At 73.7% G+C, this 5,181-nt stretch carries 5 protein-coding genes; 4 read left to right on the forward strand and 1 reads right to left on the reverse strand.

Translation table 11 applies throughout. The features are described from left to right. From HUW36_RS24950 to HUW36_RS24965, 4 genes are all read left to right on the forward strand, one after another. On the forward strand, nucleotides 1–861 hold an 861-nt coding region (locus HUW36_RS24950; protein ID WP_174530397.1), incomplete at its 5' end, for an alpha/beta fold hydrolase. A gap of 85 nt (nucleotides 862–946) precedes the next feature. Further along, complete coding sequence (locus HUW36_RS24955; RefSeq protein WP_174530398.1) at nucleotides 947–1,981, forward strand: ABC transporter ATP-binding protein; 1,035 nt, start codon at nucleotides 947–949, stop codon at nucleotides 1,979–1,981. Continuing rightward, nucleotides 1,978–2,814 carry an ABC transporter permease gene (locus tag HUW36_RS24960; protein WP_091574832.1) on the forward strand — a complete coding sequence of 279 codons (837 nt, stop codon included), beginning with the start codon at nucleotides 1,978–1,980 and terminating at the stop codon, nucleotides 2,812–2,814. The genes HUW36_RS24955 and HUW36_RS24960 overlap by 4 nt, the downstream gene beginning before the upstream one ends. A gap of 9 nt (nucleotides 2,815–2,823) precedes the next feature. Then, the gene (locus HUW36_RS24965) at nucleotides 2,824–4,179 is read left to right on the forward strand and encodes a glycosyltransferase (protein WP_174530399.1); all 1,356 of its coding nucleotides are present in this window, start codon (nucleotides 2,824–2,826) and stop codon (nucleotides 4,177–4,179) included. Between the two features lie 90 nt (nucleotides 4,180–4,269). On the opposite strand, the gene HUW36_RS24970 is transcribed toward HUW36_RS24965, so the two are convergent. Then, on the reverse strand, nucleotides 4,270–5,181 hold a 912-nt coding region (locus tag HUW36_RS24970), incomplete at its 5' end, for a helix-turn-helix transcriptional regulator (protein WP_217428876.1).

The raw sequence follows: 5,181 nt of genomic DNA on the forward strand, positions 1-5,181 counted from the left end.
GGCGCCGCGCCCGCCGACGCCGCCACCCCGGACGGCGCCGGTGGCCTGCTCGGCGGGCTGTTCCGCCAGCCCAAGGCGCGCGCCGACGCCGCCGGCTACGCCGAACTGCTGGTCAAGCTGGCCCAGTTCCGGCCCAGCTTCACCGCCCCGGCTGAGCTGACCCGCCCGGCCGGGATCCTGCGCCTCGCCGACGGTCCCGCCACCCCGGTCGTCTGCTGCTGCACCATGTCGCTGCTGTCCGGGGCGCACGAGTACGCCCGCCTGGCCGCCGGACTGCGCGGTCGGCGGAACGTGTGGGCGTTGCCCAACCCCGGCTTCGGGGTCGGCGAGGAACTGCCGGCCGACCTCGACGCGCTGCTGCGGGTGCACGCCGACACCGTGCTGCGCGCCGTCGGCCCGGGGGAGTTCGTGCTGGCCGGGCACTCCGGCGGCGCGATGGTGGCCAACCTGCTCGCCGCCGAGCTGGACCGGCAGGGCCGCGCCCCGGCCGCGGTGGTGCTGATGGACACCTACCCGCCCGGCAGCGAGGTGCTCGGCGGCTGGACGTCGCAACTGCTCGACGGGATGGTCGAGCGGGACAGCGCGTACACCCCGATGGACGACCACCGGGCCACCGCCTGGGCCGGCTACCTGCCGCTGTTCCTCGACTGGCGGCCCGCGCCGATGTCCGCCGCCACGCTGCTGGTGCGGGCCAGCGAGCCGCTGGGGGAGTGGACCGGGGAACCGGACGGGTGGCGGTCGGTGTGGCCGTACCCGCACGAGACGCGGGACGCGGCCGGCGACCACTTCACCATGGTCGGCGAACGCGGCCCGGAACTCGCCGCGACCGTGGACGGATGGCTGGCGGAGCGCGGCCTGTGACACCGCCCCTTGGGCTGCCCCTAGCACCCCCTATCGCGGCGGCGGACAACTGTCTTACCAGGAACCAGGACGGGAGCATGACGACGTGGACGAGGCAGTGGTGGTCGACGGGCTGGTCAAGAGATACCGGCCCGACATGCCGCCGGCGGTGGACGGACTGAGTTTCTCCGTCGCCGCGGGCGAGGTCTTCGGTCTGCTCGGGCCGAACGGCGCCGGCAAGACCACGACGATCGGGGTGCTGACGACCCGGGTGCGCGCCACCTCGGGCCGCGCCCTGGTCTGCGGCGCGGACGTGTCCCGCGCGCCGGCGGTGGCCCGGCAGTTGCTCGCGGTGGTGCCGCAGCGGGTCAACCTGGACCGGTCGCTGACCGTCCGGCAGAACCTGCTGTTCCACTCCGCGTACCACCGGGTGTCCCGGTCCCGCCGGTCGAAGCGGGCCGACGAGCTGCTGGAGCAGATGGGCCTGACGGCGTTCGCCACCGCCCGCACCGACTTCCTCTCCGGCGGCCTGGCCCAACGCACCATGATCGCCCGGGCGTTGATGCACGCCCCACGGGTGCTCTTCCTCGACGAGCCCTCCGCCGGCCTCGACCCGCAGTCGCGGCTGTTCGTGCACGAGCGGATCGCCGAGCTGAAGCGCTCCGGGGTCACCGTCGTGGTGACCACGCACGACATGGAGGAGGCGGAGAAGCTCTGCGACCGGGTCGGCATCGTCGACCACGGCAAGCTGCTCACCCTGGACACACCGGCCGCGCTGACCCGGACCCTGCCCGGCAGCAGCACCCTGACGCTCGTGGTCGCGCCGGGCGCGCCGGTCGACGCGGTGCAGGCCGCGCTGGCCGACGTGCCCGACGTGGAGCGGGTGGAACGGCTGCGCGCCGGCGGCGCCGCGGAGCTGCCGATGTTCCCCGGCATGCCGCCGATGCCGCTGCCCGACGCGCCCGCCGACCCGGACGCGCCGCTGTCGTTCCGCGTCTACACCGCCGGCGCGCCGGCCAACGCCGTGCCGATGGCGTTGAAGGTCCTCACCGACCTCGGCTGCGAGGTCCGCGACCTCAGCGTCGGCCAGCCCAGCCTGGAGGACGTCTTCATCCACCTGACCGGAAGGGAACTTCGGTGACCGTCACCGCCCCCGCCGTCCCGGCCCCGTCGGCCGCCGTCGCACCCCCGCCGGTACGCCTGCGCGACCAGCTCACCACCTTCCGCGCGGTGCTCTGGCGGGACATGTTCGTCACCAGCCGCGAGGTGGGCGCGTTCCTGGCCCAGGTCTTCCTCCAGCCGCTGTTCATGCTGCTCATCTTCGGCAAGGTGCTCAAGGACCTCGGGTACGCCAGCGACGACTTCGCCAACGTGCTGCTACCCGGCGTGATCGCGCTCAACGCGTTCCTGATCGGTCTGGAGAACACCGCGCTGCCGATGGTGATGGACTTCTCCTTCACCCGGGAGATCGAGGACCGCCTGCTGTCGCCGATGGCGATCCCGCTGGTGGCGTTCGAGAAGATCGTCTTCGGGGCGATCCGCGGCCTGGTCGCCGGCCTGGTGCTGATCCCGGTCGGCATGCTGATCCTCGGCGTCACCTGGCCGCTGTCCACGCTGCTGCCGATCGTGGGCGTGCTGGCGGCCGGCGCGCTGGTGGGCGCCGCCATGGGGCTGACCTTCGGCACGCTGGTCCCACCGCAGCGGATCCAGATCATGTTCACGGTCACGCTGACCCCGCTGATGTTCACCGGCGCGACCCAGTTCCCGCTGCGCGCGCTGGACTCGCTGCCCTGGTTCCAGGTGGTCTGCGCGATCAACCCGCTCACCTACGTCAGTGAGGCGACCCGCTCGCTCGTCGCCCCGCCCGGCGTCCAGTCCGTCCCGCTCTGGCTGGACCTGCTCGTGCTCGCCGTGGTGTTCGTGGTGTTCACCGCCGTGGGCATCCGCGGGTTCATGCGCCGGGCGATGGACTAGGAGGTCGCGATGAGCCCCGACGACGGACCGCTGCTGCTGGTCAGCTCCGGCAGCGCGGGGCTGTTCAACCCGCTGCTGACCCTGGCCGGCGAGTTGAAACGCCGGGCCGTACGGCCGGTCCGGTTCGCCTGCACCGACGAGCGGCGGGCCGAGATCGAGGCGCTGCCCGGCGACGGCGACCTGCGCTTCGTCTCGCTCGGCACACCCCGGGTGGGGGTCCGCCCGGAGCACTGGGACGACGAGACGCACCGCCGGATGTCCACCGGCTCGCGGGTGGTCAACTTCGCCAGCTACGTCGACGCCTCCACCGACTTCGACCACCTCCACGAGCTGTACGAGCGGTGCCTGGCGGTCGTCGACGAGGTGCGACCGGCGCTGGCGGTGGTGGACTCGTTCGCGTCGTTCGGCATGGACGCGGCCACCGTCCGGGGCGTGCCCTACGTCATCAGCGTCACCGTGCCGCCGTCGAACTTCCTCCAGGACAGCCTGCCGCCGTCGTACCCGATGTCGTTGTCCGGGCTGCCGCTGGCGATGAACCCGAGCCAACGGGCGGCGAACGACCGCTACCGGGCCGCGCTGCTGGCCACACTCACCGAACCGGAGCGCCTCGCCCGCAGCACCGCCGCCGCGCGGCGGCGGGCGGAGGCCGGGATCCGCAACGCCGAGCTGCGCCCCTCGCAGTACGCCGAGGCGGCGCAGGCGCTGCTGGCCTACACCGTGTTCGGGCTGGAGTACCCGTTCGACACGGCGCCGGCGAACCTGCGCACGGTGGGCTCGATGGTCCCCCGCGACATCGTGCCGAGCGAGGACGGCGCCGAGCTGCGCGCCTGGCTCGACGCGCACGAGTCCGTCGTCTACGTCGGTTTCGGCACCATCATGCGTCCGACCGCCGCCCAGGTGGCCGCGCTGGTCGAGGTGGCCGCCCGGCTCGGGCCGGAGCACCAGGTGCTGTGGAAGCTGCCGGCCGCCCGGCACCCGTTGCTGCCCGCGGCCGGCGAGCTGCCCGCCAACCTGCGGGTCGAGTCGTGGCTGCCGTCACAGGTGGAGGTGTTGGCCCACCCGCACGTGCGGGTGTTCTTCAACCACGCCGCCGCCAACGCGATCCACGAGGCGGCCTGGTTCGGCGTGCCACAGCTGGTGATGCCCTTCTGGTTCGACTGCTACGACGGCGCGGTGCGGGTGGTCGACGCCGGGATCGCGCTGGCGGTGGAGCACGAGGACCCGCTCGACGTCGACGACGTGGTGGACAAGCTGCGCCGGTTGCTGGCCGACCCGTCCTTCCGCGACCGCGCCGCCCGGTGGCGTGACTGCCTGCGCCGAGCCGGTGGCGTCACCGCCGCCGCCGACCTGGTGCTGAGCCTGTAAGGAAGGGCCCCTTCCTAACGCCTGCGGTAGAGGAGGGGCCCCTTGTTAACACCGGGTGTTAACAAGGGGCCCCTCCTTGCACGTGGGCGCTCAGGACGCCGCGGTCTGGATCTCCTCGCCCAGCGGCTCGGCGAAGGCCACCAGCCGGGCCGGCAGGTCGGAGCGGCGCTTGACGTCGAGCTTGCGGTAGACCCGGGTCAGGTGCTGCTCCACCGTGCTCACGGTGATGAACAACTTGCTGGAGATCTGCCGGTTGGTGTGGCCCTGCGCGGCCAGTGCCGCCACCCGGCGCTCGGCCTCGCTCAGCCCGTCCTCCGGCTCCGGCGACTCGGCCGGCGGCCCGGCCGGCACGCCGCCGGGCTCGCGTCGGACCAGCCGCTGGGCCAGCACCGACGCGCCGCAGTCCTGGGCCAGCTGGTACGCCCGGCGCACCAGCAGCCGGGCCTGCGCCGAGTCACCCGCCCGCTGCAACGTCTGCCCGGTGTCGCCGAGTGCGCGGACCAGCTCCAGCCGGTCGCCGCAGCCCTGCAACAGGTTCACCGCCTCGGAGAGCAGCTTGCGCCGGTGGTCCGGGGCGGTCGTGCCGGCGAGCAGCCGAAGCGTTCGGCCCCGGGTGCGGTCGTCCACCCCGTGCGGCGCCCGCAGCTGCTCCTGCAGCAGTTGGGTGGCGTGCGCCTTGTTGCCGACCGCCAGCTGCACCCGGGCCAGCTCCAGCCGCCACGGCACCAGACCGGCCACGTCGACCCCCCAGGCCCGCATCAGTTCGCCGCACCGGCGCAGGTCGGCGGTGGCCGCGTGGGCGCGGCCGAGCGCCAGGTGGTGGCGTGCCCGCGCGGCCAGGTAGTGCAGTCCGAGCGGGGTGCGGAAGGCGCCGGCGGGCAGGCTCTGCGCCAGCCAGCGTTCGGCCTCGGCGTGCCGTCCGGACTCGGTGGCGCAGGCCACGAGCGTGGCCAGCGGACCGGTCACGGCGACGCCCCAGGCGGCCGGCGGCAGGTCGTCGAG

It is taken from the genome of Micromonospora maritima (assembly GCF_902825405.1).
GTDB classification, from domain to species: domain Bacteria; phylum Actinomycetota; class Actinomycetes; order Mycobacteriales; family Micromonosporaceae; genus Micromonospora; species Micromonospora maritima.

Bases quoted from the DNA above. Each gene is read 5' to 3' on its own strand.
- HUW36_RS24965 (WP_174530399.1), top strand. From the start codon at position 2,824: ATGAGCCCCGACGACGGACCGCTGCTGCTGGTCAGCTCCGGCAGCGCG.